Below are 2,500 nucleotides of genomic sequence, written 5' to 3'. Positions count from 1 at the left end.
GAAACCGATTGCCTACAAACAGTGGGAGCCCGCAAGGGTGACCACGTACCTTTTGTATAATGGGTCAGCGACTTAGTGTGACGAGCAAGCTTAAACCGCTAGGTGTAGGCGCAGCGAAAGCGAGTCTGAACAGGGCGTTCAGTTCGTCGCATTAGACCCGAAACCGAGTGATCTAGCCATGAGCAGGTTGAAGGTAAGGTAACACTTACTGGAGGACCGAACCCATAACTGTTGCAATAGTTCGGGATGACTTGTGGCTAGGGGTGAAAGGCCAATCAAACTCGGAAATAGCTGGTTCTCCGCGAAATCTATTTAGGTAGAGCGTCGACCGAATACCCCAGGGGGTAGAGCACTGGATGGGCTAGGGGTCCTCACCGGATTACCAAACCTAACCAAACTCCGAATACCTGGGAGTACTAGTCGGCAGACACACGGCGGGTGCTAACGTCCGTCGTGAAAAGGGAAACAACCCTGACCTACAGCTAAGGTCCCCAAGTTATGGCTAAGTGGGAAAGGATGTGAGGATCCCAAAACAACCAGGATGTTGGCTTAGAAGCAGCCATCATTTAAAGAAAGCGTAACAGCTCACTGGTCTAAATAAGGGTCTTTGCGCCGAAAATGTAACGGGGCTAAAGCCATACACCGAAGCTTAGGGTTCGTAGCAATACGAGCGGTAGCGGAGCGTTCTGTAAGCTGATGAAGCCATACCCGTGAGGGGTGGTGGAGGTATCAGAAGTGCGAATGCTGACATGAGTAACGTAAGGGGAGTGAGAGACTCCCCCGCCGAAAGACCAAGGGTTCCTGCTTAAAGCTAATCTGAGCAGGGTTAGCCGGCCCCTAAGACGAGGCGGAAACGCGTAGTCGATGGGAACCACGTTAATATTCGTGGGCTTGGAGGTAGTGACGGATCATTGAGGTAGTCCAATCTTATCGGATTGAACGGGCTGCTGCGTGGTTCCAGGAAATAGCTCCTCCTTATAAACCGTACCCGAAACCGACACTGGTGGTCTGGTAGAGTATACCAAGGCGCTTGAGAGAACTATGCTGAAGGAACTCGGCAAATTGCACGCGTAACTTCGGAAGAAGCGTGACCCTTTTCTGCGCAAGCAGAGGAGGGTGGCACAGACCAGGGGGTAGCGACTGTTTATCAAAAACACAGGGCTCTGCGAAGTCGCAAGACGACGTATAGGGTCTGACGCCTGCCCGGTGCTGGAAGGTTAAGAGGAGGGGTGCAAGCTCTGAATCGAAGCCCCAGTAAACGGCGGCCGTAACTATAACGGTCCTAAGGTAGCGAAATTCCTTGTCGGGTAAGTTCCGACCTGCACGAATGGCGTAACGACTTCCCCGCTGTCTCCAGCATAGACTCAGTGAAATTGAATTCCCCGTGAAGATGCGGGGTTCCTGCGGTTAGACGGAAAGACCCCGTGCACCTTTACTATAGCTTTACATTGGCATTCGTAGTGGCATGTGTAGGATAGGTGGTAGGCTTTGAAACCTGGGCGCCAGCTCAGGTGGAGCCACCCTTGAAATACCACCCTTATTACTATGGATGTCTAACCGCGGCCCGTTATCCGGGTCCGGGACAATGTATGGTGGGTAGTTTGACTGGGGCGGTCGCCTCCTAAAGAGTAACGGAGGCGCGCGATGGTGGGCTCAGAACGGTCGGAAATCGTTCGCTGAGTGCAATGGCATAAGCCTGCCTGACTGCGAGACTGACAAGTCGAGCAGAGACGAAAGTCGGTCATAGTGATCCGGTGGTCCCGCGTGGAAGGGCCATCGCTCAACGGATAAAAGGTACGCCGGGGATAACAGGCTGATGACCCCCAAGAGTCCATATCGACGGGGTTGTTTGGCACCTCGATGTCGACTCATCGCATCCTGGGGCTGGAGCAGGTCCCAAGGGTATGGCTGTTCGCCATTTAAAGCGGTACGTGAGTTGGGTTCAGAACGTCGTGAGACAGTTCGGTCCCTATCTGCCGTGGGTGTAGGAATATTGAAAGGATCTGTCCCTAGTACGAGAGGACCGGGATGGACGGATCTCTGGTGGACCTGTTGTGGCGCCAGCCGCATAGCAGGGTAGCTATATCCGGACGGGATAACCGCTGAAGGCATCTAAGCGGGAAACCCACCTTAAAACGAGTATTCCCTGAGAACCGTGGAAGACGACCACGTTGATAGGCCGGGTGTGGAAGAGCGGCAACGCTTGAAGCTTACCGGTACTAATAGTTCGATCGGCTTGATCGTTCTCATTCCTTATGCCCATCTGACAAAGTCAGATGGTCTTGCCAGCGCTCACGCATGAGCGGCCCTTACGGGCCTATGCTCCGCGAGGGCGCCGGAAAACCGGCGACGCGCAGTCGCGCTTGCGGGCTTTGCCCGAAGCAACCTGCACAAGACGTCGCCAAGGCACAAAAAACAGCTTCTCGAATAACGTGCGTTTTGCCGACCTGGTGGTTATGGCGGAGCGGCTGCACCCGATCCCATTCCGAACTCGGCCGTG

At 54.2% G+C, this 2,500-nt stretch carries 2 rRNA genes (both cut by a window edge); both read left to right on the top strand.

The window, feature by feature from the left end:
* Window positions 1-2,244 (top strand): 23S ribosomal RNA (locus LB569_RS28610); it begins 566 nt to the left of the window's first position.
* A 202-nt stretch (window positions 2,245-2,446) separates the two neighbouring features.
* Window positions 2,447-2,500 (top strand): 5S ribosomal RNA (gene rrf / locus LB569_RS28605); it runs 61 nt beyond the window's last position.

The sequence above is a fragment of the Mesorhizobium sp. BH1-1-4 genome (assembly GCF_020165665.1).
GTDB lineage: Bacteria > Pseudomonadota > Alphaproteobacteria > Rhizobiales > Rhizobiaceae > Mesorhizobium.
This window is presented reverse-complemented; position numbering and strand designations above follow the sequence as displayed.